Raw genomic sequence first — 16,212 nt, 5'->3', positions numbered from 1 at the left:
GAACATTTTCATCCGGGAGGAATCGATGAAAATACTGAAGACAGTTACCGGCCTTGCTGCCGCCGCTGCCGTTTCCCTTTTTGCGCTTTCCGCATCCGCTCAGAACTATCCCGAGCGCAACATCACCATGGTCGTACCCTTTGCCGCCGGTGGCCCGACGGATACGGTCGCGCGTCTTGTCGCTGAATCCATGTCGAAGGATCTCGGCCAGCAGATCATCGTTGAAAATGTCGGTGGCGCTGGCGGTACGCTGGGTGCTGGCCGCGTGGCGGCGTCGGACCCGGACGGTTACACCGTCCTCCTGCACCATATCGGCATGGCAACGAGCGCCACGCTCTATCGCAAGCTCGCTTATGATACCCTGAACGCGTTCGAATATGTCGGTCTGGTCACGGAAGTGCCGATGACCATTCTGTCGCGCAAGACGCTCGAGACCAAGGATCTCAAGGATCTGATCGACTACGCTAAGGCGAACAAGGACAAGGTCACCGTTGCCAACGCCGGCATCGGTGCTGCCTCGCATCTGTGCGGCATGTTGTTCATGAGCGCGATCGAGACGCCGCTCGTCACCGTTCCCTATAAGGGCACGGGTCCGGCCATGACCGATCTACTCGGCGGACAGGTCGATATCATGTGTGACCAGACCACCAACACCACCAAGCAGATCCAGGGCGGAACCGTCAAAGCCTATGCCGTGACCTCTGCAAAGCGGCTCGATGTGCTGCCGGACGTACCGACAGTCGCTGAAGCGGGCCTGCCGAAGCTTGAGGTGGGTATCTGGCACGGTATCTACACGCCGAAGGGTACACCGGCCGAGATCAACGAAAAGCTCTCCAAGTCGCTGCAGGTCGCGCTGAAGGACAAGAATGTCGCGGCCCGTTTTGCGGAACTCGGCACGACGCCTTCCCCGGAAGGCGATGCAACGCCCGCAGCGCTCAAGGCCAAGCTTGAAAGCGAAATCGCCCGCTGGAAGCCTGTAATCGAGGGCGCCGGCCAATATGCCGACTGATGGTTGAAGCAATTGCCGGCGGCACCCTGTCGCCGGTTTCTTGCCATCAATTTAACGCGCGGAACGGTGTGTGGCCGGCCGCAGTGGAGGGGCATCTTTCATGAAGTCGTTTTTCATTGACCCTGCCGAGGCAGCCTGCGGGGCAATTTTCATCGGTTTTGGCGCCTTTTTTGCCTTGCAGTCTTTCGGGCTGGATATCGGAACCGCCTTCCGCATGGGACCGGGCTACTTTCCGCTTGTTCTGGCAATCGTGCTGATCCTGCTTGGCGGGGTAATATTCCTTCGCGCCACCCGTGTGCAGGGCGACGCCCTTGGCGCCATCGCCTGGCGGGGGATTTTTTTCATCCTGCCCGCGCCGATCTTTTTCGGTTTCACGGTCCGGGGGCTTGGTTTCGTACCGGCGCTTTTTTTCAGCGCCCTTATCGCGGCTTTCGCCTCGCACAAGATGAGCCCGCTCATGGCCGTCATCATTTCCGCCGCCATCACGGTCTTTTCCGTTGCCGTGTTCAATTATGGTCTCGGCCTGCCATTCCAGCGCTTCGGCCCCTGGCTTAAATTTTGAGGTGCTGCAATGGAATTGCTTGATAATCTCGCTCTTGGTTTCGTCACGGCCACGTCGCTGGCAAACCTATTTTTCTGCCTGATAGGCGTGCTGCTCGGCACCCTGATCGGCGTTTTGCCGGGCATCGGCGCAACCGCGACCATTGCCATGCTGTTGCCGATCACCTTTCAGCTTGAGCCGGTCTCGTCGCTCATCATGCTCGCAGGTATTTATTACGGCGCGCAATATGGCGGCTCCACCACGGCGATCCTCATCAACATGCCGGGGGAATCCTCCTCTGCCGTTACCGCCATTGACGGCTACCAGATGGCGCGCAAGGGCAAGGCGGGTGCCGCACTCGCCATTGCCGCCATCGGCTCATTTTTCGCCGGCACGGTGTCCACCTTTCTCGTAGCGGTCTTCGCGCCACCCTTGACGGCGATTGCGCTGGAATTCGGCGCAGCGGAATATTTCTCGTTGATGGTGGTAGGCCTCGTCTCGTCGATCGCACTTGCCCATGGCTCCATCGTCAAGGCTTTGGCCATGGTCGTGCTCGGCCTGCTGCTCGGCCTGGTCGGTACGGATATCTACAGCGGCGCGCCGCGTTTCACCCTCGGCATCCGCGAATATGCGGATGGCCTGAATTTCGTGGCTGTGGCCGTGGGTGTATTCGGTATCGCGGAAATCCTGCGCAATCTCGAAAACGAGCGCACCCGTTCGGTGCTGATTGCCAAGGTCAGCAGCCTGATGCCGTCGAAGGAGGATTTCAAGGCAATGATCGGTCCGGTGCTGCGCGGCACGGCCATCGGGTCGGCACTGGGCATCCTGCCCGGAGGCGGTGCGATTCTCGCTGCCTTCGCATCCTATACGGTGGAAAAACGCGTCTCCAAGCATCCTGAGGAGTTTGGGCACGGTGCGGTTGCCGGTGTTGCCGGTCCGGAATCGGCTAACAATGCCGGTGCCCAGACCTCCTTCATCCCGCTTCTGACGCTCGGTATTCCGGCCAACCCGGTGATGGCGCTGATGATCGGGGCGATGATCATTCAGGGCATCGTGCCCGGTCCGAACGTTGCGACCGAGCAGCCGGCGCTGTTCTGGGGCATCATCGCGTCCATGTGGATCGGCAATCTGATGCTCGTCATCCTCAACCTGCCTCTGATCGGGCTGTGGGTGAAGCTGCTGACGGTGCCCTATTACGTGCTTTTCCCCATCATCATGGCCTTCTGCGCCATCGGGGTCTACAGCGTCAATTCCAACGTCTTCGATCTCTATGCCGTCGCCTTCTTCGGTTTCATCGGTTACGTGCTGGTGAAGCTGCGCTGCGAGCCGGCGCCGCTGTTGCTGGGCTTCGTGCTTGGCCCGTTGCTGGAGGAAAACCTGCGGCGCGCCATGATCCTGTCCCGCGGCGATCCGAGCACCTTTGTCACCCGGCCGATCAGCGCCACCCTGCTTTTCATCGCTCTGGCCGTGCTGATCGTCGTCTTCCTGCCAAGCGTGAAGGCGAAACGCGAGCAGGTCTTCGTAGAAGAAGACTGAGCGAAGTCGAAAAATTTCAAACGCCGGTGATGGAAACGTCGCCGGCGTTTCTGCGTTGACAGGATCGTTCAGACGAATCCGGTTCACGAAAGCCGGCTATGGTTGACTCGAAGCCTTTTAGGGCCAAGGAAGGGCGGGAAAGAGAGGTCGATATGACGTCGGAAACCGAAAAACGGATCATTGCGCTTGAGGAAACGATCGCGCATCAGGCTAAGACCATAGAAGAACTGTCCGACCAGCTGACGGAACAGTGGAAGGTGGTGGAACAGACCCGCGCCAAACTCGACCGGTTGACGGAGAGGTTCCTGAGCCTCGAGGAGCAATCGCTGGACGCGCCTGCAATCACCCGGCCGCCGCATTATTGACGAGGAAGACCCGATGAAAACCGACACAGCCGCGCTTGCCGCCGAAATCGTGGATTTCTGGAAGAAGGCGGGACCGGACAAGTGGTTCGACAAGGACGCCACTTTCGACAACCACTTTCACGACCGTTTTCGCGACGCCCATTTCGCCGCTGCAAGGCGCGAACTGGATGACTGGCTGGACAGCGTAGAAAGCAGCCTCGCGCTCATGCTTCTGCTGGATCAGTTTCCGCGCAACTGCTTTCGTGGCACTGCTCACATGTATACGACCGATCCACTGGCGCGCCTGTTCGCCGACGAGGCTATTCGCCGTGGCCACAATCAGGCGGTGGGCGAGGATTTGCGCGTCTTCTTTTATCTGCCCTTCTCCCATGCGGAGGACATCGAGGATCAGGAGCGTGCCTGCACTCTCAACCGGCCGTTAGGTGGGCTTTATCTCCACCATGCCGAAGAGCATCGCGATATCGTCGCGCGTTTCGGCCGGTTTCCACATCGCAACAACATATTGCTGCGGGAAACGACGCCGGAAGAACGGCAATATCTGGATGAGGGCGGCTTTACCGGCTGATCTGAACGAAAAACGCCGCCAGTCCGAAGGACGGCGGCGTTTTCATGATGTGTAATGCTCGCAGATCAGCCGTCGAAGAATTCCTTCATCCGGGCGAAGAAGCCAGTCGATTCCGGATTATTCTCCTGGGAAGACAGCTGCTCGAATTCCTGCAACAGCTCGCGCTGCCGCTTGCTGAGCTTCTGCGGCGTCTCGATCTGAATCTGAATGTAGAGATCACCCGTCTGCGCCGAACGCAGTACCGGCATGCCCTTGCTCTTCAGACGGAACTGCTTGCCCGGCTGGGTGCCTTCCGGAACCGTGACGCGCGACTTCGTGCCGTCGAGCGTCGTGACATCGAAGGTGCCGCCAAGTGCAGCCGTCGTCATGGAGATCGGTACGGTGCAATAGAGATCGGCACCATCGCGCTGGAAGAACTCATGCGGACGCACGGACAGGAAGATGTATAGATCGCCTGCCGGGCCGCCACGCATGCCGGCTTCACCTTCGCCCTGCAGGCGAATGCGGGTGCCGTCTTCGATACCCGAGGGAATGTTGACCGAAAGCGAACGCTCTTCCGTCACGCGGCCCTGGCCGTGGCACTTGCCGCAGGGATCGGAAATCGTCTGTCCGCGCCCGTGGCAGGTGGGGCAGGTGCGCTCCACCGAGAAGAAGCCCTGTGCTGCCCGCACGCGGCCGGAACCCTGACAGGTGCCGCAGGTCTTGGGTTGCGTGCCGGGTTTCGCGCCCGAACCGGAACAGACGTCGCAGGTGATCGAGGTCGGAACCCTGATCTGCGCCGTCTTGCCGGCAAAGGCTTCTTCCAGCGTGATTTCCATGTTGTAGCGAAGGTCGGCCCCGCGCTCACGCCCGCCGGAGGAGCGGCGTGCACGTCCGCCGCCCATCATCTCGCCGAAGATGTCTTCGAAGATGTCGGAGAAGCCGCCATTGGCGAAACCGCCGCCGCCCATGCCACCGCCGCCCATGCCGCCATTTTCAAACGCGGCGTGGCCGAAACGGTCATAGGCCGCGCGTTTTTGCGGGTCCTTCAGCGTTTCGTAGGCTTCGTTGATTTCTTTGAACTTCCGTTCGGAATCGGCATCATCAGGATTTTTGTCCGGATGGAATTTCATCGCGAGTTTGCGGAAGGCGCCCTTCAGCTCTTTTTCGTCCGCGGTCTTGCTGACGCCAAGTGTTTCGTAAAAGTCTGCTTTCGCCATTAAGATAACAAGCCTCGCAAATGGATTTCCGGCTGCACTCTGGCAGCCGGATGTCTTGCATGTATCGACAGGAGACGGGAAGTCACGCGATTATGCGGACTTCTTGTCGTCCTTGATTTCCTCATAGTCGGCGTCGACGACGTCGTCCTTGCCGCCTTCTCCGTGAGCGCCGGCTTCGGCCTGCTGCGCTTCGTAGATGGCCTGACCGAGCTTCATGGAAACTTCCATGAGGGTCTGGGTCTTGGCCTGAATGTCGTCGGCATCCGGTTCGGAAGCTTCAACGGCGGTCTTCAGGCTGGCAATGGCGTCTTCGATGGCCTTACGATCAGTTTCGGAAACCTTGTCGCCATATTCCTTCACCGATTTCTCGGTGGAGTGAACGAGGCTTTCGGCCTGGTTCTTGGCTTCAACGCCCGCACGACGCTTCTTGTCGGCTTCGGCATTGGCTTCGGCGTCCTTGACCATCTTTTCGATGTCGGCGTCGGAAAGACCGCCGGAAGCCTGGATACGGATCTGCTGTTCCTTGCCCGTACCCTTGTCCTTGGCCGAAACCTGCACGATGCCGTTGGCGTCGATATCGAAGGTCACTTCGATCTGCGGAACGCCGCGCGGTGCCGGCGGCAGGCCAACGAGGTCGAACTGGCCAAGCAGCTTGTTGTCCTGTGCCATTTCGCGCTCGCCCTGCGAGACACGGATCGTCACAGCCGACTGGCTGTCTTCGGCGGTCGAGAAGGTCTGGCTCTTCTTCGTCGGGATCGTCGTGTTACGATCGATCAGACGGGTAAAGACGCCACCCAGCGTTTCGATGCCGAGCGACAGCGGGGTCACGTCGAGCAGCAGAACGTCCTTGACGTCACCCTGCAGAACGCCGGCCTGAATGGCGGCGCCCATGGCAACCACTTCATCAGGGTTCACGCCCTTGTGCGGCTCTTTGCCGAACAGCTGCTTGACGACTTCCTGTACCTTCGGCATGCGGCTCATGCCACCGACGAGAACGACTTCATCGATCTCGGCAGCAGTAACGCCGGCATCCTTGAGGGCTGCCTTGCACGGTGCGACGGTGCGCTGCACCAGATCGTCCACCAGGCTTTCGAACTTTGCACGGGTCAGCTTCAGCGTCAGGTGCTTCGGACCGGAAGCGTCAGCCGTGATGAACGGCAGGTTGATTTCGGTCTGCTGCGAGGACGAAAGTTCGATCTTTGCCTTTTCGGCAGCTTCCTTGAGGCGCTGCAGGGCAAGCTTGTCGTTCTTCAGGTCGATGCCCTGATCCTTCTTGAACTCACCGGCCAGATATTCGACCAGACGCATGTCGAAGTCTTCACCACCGAGGAAGGTATCGCCATTGGTGGACTTCACTTCGAAAACGCCGTCGCCGATTTCCAGAACGGAAATATCGAAGGTGCCACCGCCAAGGTCGTAAACGGCAATGGTCTTGCCTTCCTTCTTGTCGAGGCCGTAGGCGAGTGCAGCAGCCGTCGGCTCGTTGATGATGCGCAGGACATCCAGACCGGCGATGCGGCCGGCATCCTTGGTTGCCTGACGCTGCGCGTCGTTGAAGTAGGCCGGAACGGTGATGACGGCCTTCTCGACCTTTTCGCCGAGATAGGATTCAGCCGTTTCCTTCATCTTCTGAAGGATCATCGCGGAAATCTGCGAAGGGGAATAGTTCTTGTCCTGTGCCTTCACCCATGCATCGCCATTGTCGCCGTTGACGATTTCAAACGGAACGAGGGCCTTGTCCTTTTCGACGGTCGGGTCTTCGTAACGACGGCCGATGAGGCGCTTCACCGCAAACAGGGTGTTGGTCGGGTTGGTGACCGCCTGGCGCTTTGCCGGCTGGCCGACAAGGCGTTCGCCATCGTCGGAAAATGCCACCATGGATGGCGTCGTGCGCGCGCCTTCCGCGTTTTCAATAACTTTCGTGTCCTTGCCGTCCATCACTGCGACGCAGGAATTGGTCGTGCCAAGGTCGATACCGATTACTTTTGCCATGCTCTTCTCTCCTTGAAGCGAGTTGTCGGAACCCCGTGAGGCATTCCATTGACAACTCCTTGACTTGGATTTGCAGTATTCGCTGCAGTTCTGCGGCGTATATAAGGAGCGATTTTTCCTGCTGCAAGGCGCAAGAGAGGGTGAAGCGCTGCAAAAAAGCGGATGAAACCCTTGTCTGTGCAGAAGCATAGCCATCAACGCTTGCGAAAGCCGAAAAACGCGACTTTGACGGTACGTTGTCGGACAGGACCGGTGATGGCAAAGCCCGGCTCCAACGATATGGGAGATGAGGTGAAACGGCGGGCCGAGAGCGACGAAACAGAGAGCGACATTTACGCTTTGGCCCCTCTTGATGATCGGTCGCGAAGCCATTTTTGCATTCTCGGCGCTGTTTCAATAGGCTCCCGCTGCTTTATCGGGAGAGGCGGATACAGCATAAATACGAACCCAGCCCGTCGTCATCGGCAAAGGAAATCGTTTTGCCCGGACACCTCAGCATTCTCGAATTCGTAGGCGATACGCCATTGGTCGAACTTCGGAAGGTTGTTCCTTCTGGTTCTGCCCGTGTCCTGGTCAAACTGGAAGGTGCAAATCCGACCGGCAACATGAAGGACCGAATGGCAAAAGCCGCCATCGAAGCGGCGGAGGCCGACGGCAGGCTCAAGACTGGAGGCACTGTCGTTGAATACACCGGAGGTTCGACCGGAGCTTCGCTGGCGTTTGTGTGCGCCACGAAGGGCTATCACATCAAGATCGTCACGTCAGACGCGTTCAGTGAAGAAAAAAGGCTGACGACGCAAGCATTTGGCGCTGAAATCATCTCGATCAAAAGCGAGAACCGCAAGATCACCTCTACCCTGATCAGGAGCATGATCGACACGGCTCGTCAGCTCAGCCAAAGGGCCGGTCACTGGTGGTTCGATCAGCTTAACAACCCGGACGCAGCCGCCGGTTATCACCCGATGGCAGAGGAAATCTGGATGCAATCCGGCGGCAAGGTCGACGCCTTTGTCCAGGCGGTTGGCTCCGCCCACTCGCTCAATGGCGTAAGTGAGGTATTGCGCAAATATAATCCCGATCTCCATGTCGCCGCCGCCGAACCGGCGGAATCGGCCGTCCTCTCCGGTGGAGCCATGGGATCCCATCAGATCGAGGGTATCGGGATTGGCTTCGTGCCACCACAATGGCGACCGGGCGAGGTCAATGAGATATTGTCGGCGACAACCGCCGAGGCTGCGCAAATGTGCCGTCGACTTGCCCGTGAGGAAGGTATCTTTGCCGGTACCTCGTCAGGTCTCAACGTGATAGCGGCGCTCAGGATCGCACAACGCCTCGGGCCTGACGCAACGGTTGTCACGATCATCATCGATTCCGGCCTGCGTTATCTCAGCACTGATTTGTATAGGGAGGCGCCACCGCATTCAATTTGAACGGCCTTGACGTTCATAGGCTGTCGGTTGCGTCTGACTTTATGGAACTATGGAAGTGGCCACCGGCATCTATATCGCACCAGAAAGGGCGTTTTGCGGTGAAATGGCGGACAGGGTGGGATTCGAACCCACGGTACGCTTTCACGCACACACGCGTTCCAGGCGTGCGCCTTAAACCACTCGGCCACCTGTCCTTTTTTCAAATCTGCATGTTTTGAGAAATGCAAATCACTGGAACGGCGCGATATATACCGATGAATTCGCTGGGATCAACACGAATCTGACAGTTTTTTGAATTGTCGGCAATTTCCTGCGTTCCGATGCGATTGCAAACCGGTTTTCCCGCCTTTATCGATGCAATATATGTTTCAAAATGTGGCTGTCGACATGACGGGCCGTAACCGAGGTGTCCTGATGAAAGCTTTTTTCCGTTTTTTGAGCTTTCTTCTCCTCATTGCGGCGGTTTTCCTCGGTGTGCTCGATCTCGATCCGCTCGGTTTCCACATCCTCGGTCAACATCACCGGCATCCTGTCCGTCTGGAACTATCTTCTTCCTGCCTCGCGCACCATGGTGGAAGCCGCCTTGGCGCACTATATTCACCCTGAAGCGTGGCGCTTCATTGAAAATGCCCTGTCGGGACTGCCCGCATTTGCTTTTTTCCTCGCGCTATCCCTGCTTTGCTGGATGGCCGGTTACAGGAAGCGCAAAGTGATGAGGCGCTCATCGGTCTTATCAGACTGACAGGGGCAGGGGCGCCGCGCAGATGTGAACCCTGACAAGCGGCGGAGCTGGCCGCACGGAGGACCGAATGTTCCTGTTCGATACGCTTTCAAAAAAGACGACGATGCCGACCGAAGAGACGGCTTTGCCCGGCCGTGAAGAGGCGCTTGCCGTGCCGGAAACCCATTTCGTCAACGGCCGGCCTTTGAAGGGGCCTTATCCGGATGGTTTTGAAGTCATTTATCTGGGCATGGGCTGCTTCTGGGGTGCGGAGCGGCTGTTCTGGAAAACGCCGGGCGTGTGGGTGACGGCGGTGGGTTATGCCGGCGGCTTTACCCCCAACCCCACCTACCAGGAGACGACGACCGGCCAGACGGGCCACGCCGAAGTGGTCAAGGTCGTCTACGATCCGGCGGTAATCTCGCTGTCTGGCCTGCTCAAGATATTCTTCGAGGAGCATGATCCCACGCAAGGGATGCGGCAGGGCAACGACGTCGGCACGACCTATCGTTCCGCCATCTATGCCAATACGGAAGGCCAGCTGCAGCAGGCGCAGAAGGCGCATGACGCATTTCAGCAGGCTTTGGACAAGGCGGGTCATGGCCGCGCCATCACCACCGAAATCGGACCGCTTGAAACGTTTTATTACGCGGAAGACTATCACCAGCAATATCTTGCCAAGAACCCGGGTGGCTACTGCGGCCTGCGGGGAACGGGCGTAAGTTGCAATATCGACTAGATTTTTTGCAGATTGCCCGGGTGGAAAGACCAAAAAAACGCCAGAATAAAGTTTTTCCACCGGGTCAAAAAAACCGGATGAATTTTTCATTGAGCCATGCAAGGATATGAGCCAAGCACAGCCGGGAAAACGGCTGGCGGTTCCGCAGACATTCCCGGTAAACGGGTTTGCGGGAGGACCCTAAAATATCAATTGCAACAACAGGGCTGCACAATGAAAAAATCCCTTCTGACGCTTTTTGCGCTCGCCGCCATGTCGGCTTCCGCGCTTGCTGCCGATATCAAGCCGGCGCTGGTCTATGGTACGGGCGGCAAGTTCGACAAGTCGTTCAACGAAGCCGCTGCGGCTGGCGCTGAAAAGTTCAAGGCAGAAACGGGCATCGAGTTCCGCGATTTCGAACCGACGAGCGACACGCAGGGCGAACAGGCCATCCGCAACTTCGCCAGCAAGGGCTTCAACCCGGTTGTTGCCGTGTCCTTCGCCTGGACGTCGGCCATGGAAAAGGTCGCAGCTGAGTTCCCGGACACCAAGTTCGTCATCGTCGATTCCGTTGTTGAACTGCCGAACGTTCGCTCGGTCGTCTACAAGGAGCATGAAGGTTCCTACCTCGTCGGTCTTCTGGCAGGCATGGCCTCCAAGACCGGTAAGGTCGGCTTCATCGGCGGCATGGATATCCCGCTGATCCGTAAATTCGCCTGCGGTTATGCGCAGGGCGCCAAGGCCGCCAACGACAAGATCGAAGTCTTCCAGAACATGACCGGCACCACGGGTGCTGCCTGGAACGATCCGGTGCGCGGTGGTGAACTCACCAAGAACCAGATCGACCAGGGCGCTGACGTGATCTACGCGGCAGCCGGTGCGACCGGTATTGGCGTGTTGCAGACCGCCGCCGACAACAAGAAGTACTCGATCGGCGTCGATTCCAACCAGAACCATCTGCATCCCGGCTCTGTTCTGACCTCGATGGTCAAGCGCGTCGATCTGGCTGTCTACAACGCTTATAAGGATGCCAAGGACGACAAGTTCACCCCCGGCATCGTTGCGCTGGGCGTCAAGGAAGACGGCGTTGCCTATGCGCTTGACGACAACAACAAGGCGCTGATCACGCCTGAGATGATTGCCGCAGTGGACAAGGCCAAGGCCGACATCATTGCCGGCACCGTCAAGGTTCATGACTATATGGCGGATAACTCCTGCCCGAAATGATATGATATGTGTCGGGGGCGCATGGTGATTTTTCACCTTGCGCCCTTTTCATATCCAGCCTTCGGAGAGGTTTCGGTTTGAGTATGGACCCTGCAATCGAACTCGTGGGCATCGACAAGAAATTCGGTGCCGTTCACGCCAATAAAAATATCAATCTGACCGTTGCCAAGGGTACGATCCACGGCATCATCGGGGAAAATGGTGCCGGAAAATCGACCTTGATGTCGATCCTCTACGGCTTTTACCAGGCCGATGCCGGTGAAATCCGGGTGAATGGCACCTCAGTCTCGATCCGCGACAGCCAGGCTGCGATCAGTTCAGGCATCGGCATGGTGCATCAGCATTTCATGCTGGTGGAAAATTTCACCGTGCTGGAAAACGTCATGCTGGGCGCGGAAGGCGGCGCATCGCTTGCCAAGGGCCGGACAGCGGCGCGCAAGGAACTGAAGCGCCTTGAGGACGATTACGGGCTAGAAGTTGATCCCGATGCGGTGATCGAGGAATTGCCGGTCGGGCTGCAACAGCGCGTCGAAATCCTCAAAGCCATGTATCGTGGCGCCGAAATCCTGATCCTCGACGAGCCGACCGGCGTTCTGACGCCAGCGGAGGCCGATCACCTTTTCAAGATCCTCGGTGTCCTGCGCGATCAGGGCAAGACCGTCATCCTCATCACCCACAAGCTGCGCGAGATCATGGCGATCACGGATTCCGTCTCGGTCATGCGCCGCGGCGAAATGGTGGCGACCCGCAAAACCTCCGAAACCAGCGTCGAGGAACTGGCCGAACTGATGGTCGGCCGTCGTGTGCTGCTCAGGGTGGAAAAGGGCGAGATGACGCCGGGTGAGGTGCTCCTCTCCATCCGCAATCTGACGGTCAAGGACAGCCGCGGCGTCACGATGGTGGACGATGTCTCGCTGGATGTCCGCGCCGGTGAAATCGTCGGCATCGCCGGTGTGGCGGGTAATGGCCAGTCCGAACTGCTCGAAGCGATCGCGGGTATCCGCAAGCCACATTCGGGCGAGATATGGGTGGCCGGACAGAAGGTTGACCGACCCGATCCGGCGATCTTGCGCAAGCTCGGCCTAGCGCACATCCCGGAAGACCGTCACCATATGGGGCTGGTGCTGAAATTTGAGGAATATGAAAATTCTATCCTCGGCTATCACCATGACGAGCGTTACGGCAAAGGGCCTTTTCTCAACCCCGAGGCCATCCGCAAGGATGCGGTCGAAAAGATCGAGAAATACGATATCCGCCCGCCGAACCCGCAGCTGAAGACCGCCAATTTTTCCGGCGGCAACCAGCAGAAGATCGTCGTTGCCCGCGAAATCGAGCGTGATCCCAAGATGCTGATCATCGGCCAGCCCACCCGCGGCGTGGATATCGGCGCCATCGAATTCATCCATCGCCGCATCATCGAAATGCGCGATGCCGGAAAGGCTATTTTGCTGGTTTCCGTCGAGCTCGATGAAATCCGTTCCCTTTCGGACCGGATCATGGTCATGTTCGCCGGGCGTGTCGTTGGAGAAAAAACGGCGGAAGCCGAAGAACAGACGCTGGGCCTGATGATGGCCGGCATCGCCGCATGAGGCATGAATGAGTACCGCTTCCGTACCCCTACCAAACTGGATCAGCTACGGCCTCTTGCCGCTGCTGAACGTCGTCACCGCATTTCTGATTTCCGGCCTCGTTGTCTGGTCGATCGGTGAAAACCCGCTGGCGGCTCTTCGCCTGCTGATCGAAGGTGCGCTTGGCCGTGGCGACGCCATCGGCTTTACGCTGTTTTACACGACGAGCTTCATCTTCACGGGTCTCTCCGTCGCCGTGGCTTTCCATGCCGGCCTGTTCAACATCGGCTCAGAAGGCCAGGCCTATGTTGGCGGTCTGGGTGCGGCGCTGGTGGCGCTCGCGCTCGACCGTTACGTGCCCTGGTATGTGACGATGCCCTTTGCCGTTATCGGTGCTGCGGTTTTTGGCGCAGCCTGGGCGTTTATTCCGGCATGGCTGCAGGCAAAACGCGGCAGCCACGTTGTCATCACCACCATCATGTTCAACTTCATCGCCGCGGCGCTGATGGTCTATCTGCTGGTGAACGTGCTGATTGTGCCGGGCAAAATGGCGCCGGAAACGCGCACATTTTTGCCGGGTGGCCAATTGCCGAAGCTCGACTGGCTGATGGCTATGTTCGGCCTGAAGCTCGGGCCGGCGCCGTTTAACGTGTCCTTCCTCATCGCGCTGGTCATGTGTTTCCTCGTCTGGGTGCTGATCTGGCGCACCAAGCTCGGTTATGAGATGCGCACGCTTGGCATCAGCCCTTCCGCCGCCGTTTATGCGGGCATTCCCTATGCCCGCACCGTCATCATCGCCATGCTCATTTCCGGTGGTCTGGCGGGCATGATGGCGCTGAACCCGGTCATGGGCGCTTCCGCCCGCCTGCAGGTGGAATTCGTCGGTGGTGCGGGTTTCGTCGGCATCGCCGTATCGCTGATGGGGCGAAGTCACCCGCTCGGCATCATCTTCTCGGCATTGCTGTTCGGCATCCTCTATCAGGGCGGTGCGGACCTCTCTTTCGAAATGCCCAATATTACCCGGGAGATGATCGTGGTGATCCAGGGTCTGGTGATCCTGTTCGCCGGCGCGCTCGAATATATGTACCGGCCGGCGATCGTGAATATCTACCAGCGTTTGGCAAAGGGGTGAGCTGATATGGATTTTTTCGATATGATGGTCAGCATTCTTGGCTCGACCGTCCGCCTCACCATCCCGCTTCTGTTCACGGCACTTGCCGGGCTGTTTTCCGAACGCGCTGGTGTGTTCGATATCGGTCTTGAGGGCAAGATGCTGGCGGCAGCGTTTGCTTCCGCCTGTGTCGCCTATTTAACCGCAAACCCCTGGGCCGGTCTGCTGGCCGGCATTGCCGTATCCATCCTGTTCTCGCTGATCCATGGTTTTGCCGTCATTACCAATCGCGGCAACCAGATCGTCTCTGGTGTGGCGCTCAACTTCATCGCCGCCGGTCTGACGGTGGTTCTGGGGCAGGCCTGGTTCGGGCAGGGTGGCCGCACGCCGCAATTGCCGGGCGAGGGCCGTTTTGCACCGATCATCCTGCCGGGCGCAGATGCGATGCGCGAAGTGCCTTTCATCGGCCCGCTCTACGCCAATGTTATCTCGGGCAACAATATCCTCACCTATCTCGCCTTTCTGGCGGTGCCGCTGTCCTGGTGGGTGCTTTACCGTACCCGGTTTGGCCTGCGCCTGCGCGCCGTCGGTGAAAATCCGGGCGCGGTCGATACGGCGGGCATTTCGGTGACATGGATGCGCTTCCGCGCCGTCATCGTCGCCGGTTTCCTCTGCGGTTTCTCCGGCGCCTATCTCGCCGTTGCGCAATCGGCGGCCTTCATCGCCAACATGTCGGCGGGCAAGGGCTATATCGCGCTGGCGGCGCTGATCTTCGCGAAATGGAAGCCAGTGCCGGTCATGTTCGCCTGCCTGCTGTTCGGTTTTCTGGACGCTTTTGCCAACTTCATGCAGGGCAAATCCGTGCCTGGAATCGGCGAAGTGCCGGTGCAGATTTTCCAGGCCATGCCCTATATTCTGACCTGCATCCTGCTTGCCGGTTTCATCGGCGTCGCCAAGCCCCCCAAGGCCGGTGGCGTTGCCTATGCGAAGGAGCGTTAAATCCATGTCTCGTGACCCCCAGTCCCCCAACCCGATGTCCCATCAGTTGTTCGAGGCAGCGGTGGAGGCCATGGCATTTGCCCATGCGCCCTATTCGAAATTTCCGGTAGGTGCGGCGATCCGCGCTGAAGACGGAAAGATCTACAAAGGCGCCAATATCGAGAACCTCTCCTTCCCTCAAGGCTGGTGTGCCGAACCTTCCGCAATCAGCGCCATGATCATGGGTGGGGCAAAAAAGATAAGCGAAATCGCCGTCATCGCGGAAAAGCTGGCTCTCTGCCCGCCCTGTGGCGGCTGCCGACAGAAGATCGCCGAATTCGCGACGCCGGATACGAAAGTCTATCTCTGCGACGAAACCGGCGTTCAGAAGGTCATGACCATGGATGAGCTTTTGCCCTTCAGCTTCAAGACAGAGCTACCCTGATGCCGGATCCGGATACGTTGATCGATATTCTGGTGGAACGCCTGAACGGCCTGATGCCGCGCATCGCCATCGTTCTGGGCTCAGGCCTAGGGTCGCTGGTGGAAGAGGTTAGCGATGCGATCCGCGTGCCCTATGCCGAACTTCCCGGTTTTCCCGCAAGCGGGGTTTCCGGCCATGCGGGCGAGTTGGTGGCGGGTTATCTCGGTGGCGAGCCTGTCATGATGCTTTCCGGCCGGGTGCATTATTACGAAAAGGGCGATCCGGCTGCCATGCGCGCGGTCATCAAGGCGCTTGCCGGTCTCGGCGTGCAATCGCTCATCCTCACCAATTCGGCAGGCTCGGTCAGGCAGGACATACCGCCCGGCTCGGTCATGCAGATCACCGATCACATCAACTATTCCGGCATGAACCCGCTGATCGGCGAGGAGAGCGACAGCCGCTTCGTCGGCATGACCACGGCTTACGATCCGGACCTCATGCTTGCGATGCGCAATGCCGCCATCCGCGCGACTGTGCCTTTGTTCGGTGGCGTCTACATGTGGTTTTCCGGCCCGAGCTTCGAAACGCCGGCGGAAATCCGCATGGCGCGGGTCCTCGGCGCGGACGCCGTTGGCATGTCCACCGTGCCGGAAGTCATCCTCGCCCGCTTTTTCGGGATGCGTGTTGCCGCCGCATCGGTTATTACCAACTACGGCGCCGGCATGACCGGCGCGGAGCTGAGTCATGAAGAAACCAAGGACATGGCTCCGGTGGGTGGCAAGAGGCTTGCCGCCATCTTGAAAGAAATGATTGCAGGAGGAGCGTGAC

General features: G+C 58.7%; 15 protein-coding genes, 1 tRNA gene and 1 pseudogene. 14 read left to right on the top strand and 3 right to left on the bottom strand.

The window, feature by feature from the left end; all coding sequences use genetic code 11:
• Positions 1 to 25 precede the first annotated feature (25 nt).
• From RBH10_RS22100 to RBH10_RS22080, 5 genes are all read left to right on the top strand, one after another.
• Complete coding sequence (locus RBH10_RS22100; protein WP_281037886.1) at positions 26 to 1,009, top strand: tripartite tricarboxylate transporter substrate-binding protein; 984 nt, start codon at positions 26 to 28, stop codon at positions 1,007 to 1,009.
• Positions 1,010 to 1,109: 100 nt separating this feature from the next.
• Positions 1,110 to 1,571: a tripartite tricarboxylate transporter TctB family protein gene (locus tag RBH10_RS22095; protein ID WP_045015431.1), complete on the top strand. Its 462-nt coding sequence runs from the start codon at positions 1,110 to 1,112 to the stop codon at positions 1,569 to 1,571.
• 9 nt (positions 1,572 to 1,580) lie between these two features.
• Positions 1,581 to 3,086, top strand: a complete 1,506-nt coding sequence (locus RBH10_RS22090) for a tripartite tricarboxylate transporter permease (RefSeq protein ID WP_045015430.1) — start codon at positions 1,581 to 1,583, stop codon at positions 3,084 to 3,086.
• Between the two features lie 152 nt (positions 3,087 to 3,238).
• Complete coding sequence (locus RBH10_RS22085) at positions 3,239 to 3,451, top strand: SlyX family protein (protein WP_013635242.1); 213 nt, start codon at positions 3,239 to 3,241, stop codon at positions 3,449 to 3,451.
• A 13-nt stretch (positions 3,452 to 3,464) separates the two neighbouring features.
• Positions 3,465 to 4,016: a DUF924 family protein gene (locus RBH10_RS22080; protein ID WP_281037887.1), complete on the top strand. Its 552-nt coding sequence runs from the start codon at positions 3,465 to 3,467 to the stop codon at positions 4,014 to 4,016.
• Between the two features lie 65 nt (positions 4,017 to 4,081).
• On the opposite strand, the gene dnaJ is transcribed toward RBH10_RS22080, so the two are convergent.
• Together dnaJ and dnaK are read right to left on the bottom strand one after the other, a co-directional pair.
• The gene (gene dnaJ, locus RBH10_RS22075) at positions 4,082 to 5,215 is read right to left on the bottom strand and encodes a molecular chaperone DnaJ (protein WP_281037888.1); all 1,134 of its coding nucleotides are present in this window, start codon (positions 5,213 to 5,215) and stop codon (positions 4,082 to 4,084) included.
• A 90-nt stretch (positions 5,216 to 5,305) separates the two neighbouring features.
• Complete coding sequence (dnaK, locus tag RBH10_RS22070; RefSeq protein ID WP_281037889.1) at positions 5,306 to 7,207, bottom strand: molecular chaperone DnaK; 1,902 nt, start codon at positions 7,205 to 7,207, stop codon at positions 5,306 to 5,308.
• Positions 7,208 to 7,686: 479 nt separating this feature from the next.
• On the opposite strand from dnaK, the gene RBH10_RS22065 reads away from it, so the two are divergent.
• Entirely contained in the window at positions 7,687 to 8,637 is a 951-nt protein-coding gene (locus tag RBH10_RS22065) for a PLP-dependent cysteine synthase family protein (RefSeq protein WP_281037890.1), read from the top strand.
• Positions 8,638 to 8,741: 104 nt separating this feature from the next.
• On the opposite strand, the gene RBH10_RS22060 is transcribed toward RBH10_RS22065, so the two are convergent.
• A tRNA-Ser gene (locus RBH10_RS22060) sits at positions 8,742 to 8,831 on the bottom strand.
• A gap of 220 nt (positions 8,832 to 9,051) precedes the next feature.
• On the opposite strand from RBH10_RS22060, the pseudogene RBH10_RS22055 reads away from it, so the two are divergent.
• The 8 genes and pseudogenes from RBH10_RS22055 to RBH10_RS22020 all read left to right on the top strand — a co-directional run bounded on the left by RBH10_RS22055 (position 9,052) and on the right by RBH10_RS22020 (position 16,211).
• Positions 9,052 to 9,379, top strand: a pseudogene (locus RBH10_RS22055) (hypothetical protein).
• 67 nt (positions 9,380 to 9,446) lie between these two features.
• Positions 9,447 to 10,097: a peptide-methionine (S)-S-oxide reductase MsrA gene (gene msrA / locus RBH10_RS22050; RefSeq protein WP_281037892.1), complete on the top strand. Its 651-nt coding sequence runs from the start codon at positions 9,447 to 9,449 to the stop codon at positions 10,095 to 10,097.
• A 213-nt stretch (positions 10,098 to 10,310) separates the two neighbouring features.
• The gene (locus RBH10_RS22045) at positions 10,311 to 11,303 is read left to right on the top strand and encodes a BMP family protein (RefSeq protein WP_045015424.1); all 993 of its coding nucleotides are present in this window, start codon (positions 10,311 to 10,313) and stop codon (positions 11,301 to 11,303) included.
• Positions 11,304 to 11,386: 83 nt separating this feature from the next.
• Entirely contained in the window at positions 11,387 to 12,892 is a 1,506-nt protein-coding gene (locus RBH10_RS22040) for an ABC transporter ATP-binding protein (protein ID WP_281038139.1), read from the top strand.
• A gap of 7 nt (positions 12,893 to 12,899) precedes the next feature.
• The gene (locus tag RBH10_RS22035; RefSeq protein ID WP_045015422.1) at positions 12,900 to 14,003 is read left to right on the top strand and encodes an ABC transporter permease; all 1,104 of its coding nucleotides are present in this window, start codon (positions 12,900 to 12,902) and stop codon (positions 14,001 to 14,003) included.
• 6 nt (positions 14,004 to 14,009) lie between these two features.
• Entirely contained in the window at positions 14,010 to 14,981 is a 972-nt protein-coding gene (locus RBH10_RS22030; RefSeq protein ID WP_281037893.1) for an ABC transporter permease, read from the top strand.
• Positions 14,982 to 15,015: 34 nt separating this feature from the next.
• A complete protein-coding gene (locus RBH10_RS22025; protein WP_281038140.1) occupies positions 15,016 to 15,405 on the top strand; it encodes a cytidine deaminase in 390 nt (129 codons plus the stop codon).
• Positions 15,405 to 16,211, top strand: a complete 807-nt coding sequence (locus RBH10_RS22020; protein WP_045015420.1) for a purine-nucleoside phosphorylase — start codon at positions 15,405 to 15,407, stop codon at positions 16,209 to 16,211. The genes RBH10_RS22025 and RBH10_RS22020 overlap by 1 nt, the downstream gene beginning before the upstream one ends.
• Position 16,212: the final 1 nt, after the last annotated feature.

The sequence above is a fragment of the Rhizobium sp. AN73 genome (assembly GCF_030757975.1).
Classification (GTDB): domain Bacteria; phylum Pseudomonadota; class Alphaproteobacteria; order Rhizobiales; family Rhizobiaceae; genus Agrobacterium; species Agrobacterium arsenijevicii.
The sequence above is the reverse complement of the archived record's forward strand: the minus strand, read 5'-3'. Positions and strand labels throughout refer to the sequence as shown.